The organism is Serratia sp. C2(1) (genome assembly GCF_036352655.1).
Taxonomy (GTDB): domain Bacteria; phylum Pseudomonadota; class Gammaproteobacteria; order Enterobacterales; family Enterobacteriaceae; genus Serratia; species Serratia inhibens.
The window spans coordinates 1-255 of sequence record NZ_JAZFBA010000037.1; the positions used below are offsets into that span (position 1 = coordinate 1).

Below are 255 nucleotides of genomic sequence, written 5' to 3' on the forward strand. Positions count from 1 at the left end.
CACAGGTGGTCAGGTAGAGAATACCAAGGCGCTTGAGAGAACTCGGGTGAAGGAACTAGGCAAAATGGTGCCGTAACTTCGGGAGAAGGCACGCTGGCGCGTAGGTGAAGAGACTTGCTCTCGGAGCTGAAGCCAGTCGCAGATACCAGCTGGCTGCAACTGTTTAATAAAAACACAGCACTGTGCAAACACGAAAGTGGACGTATACGGTGTGACGCCTGCCCGGTGCTGGAAGGTTAATTGATGGGGTCAGCC

Annotated in this window: 1 rRNA gene; it reads left to right on the plus strand. The window is 53.7% G+C overall.

Annotated features, from left to right (window positions below):
• Window positions 1-255 (plus strand): 23S ribosomal RNA (locus tag V2S86_RS25430); the annotation flags it as partial.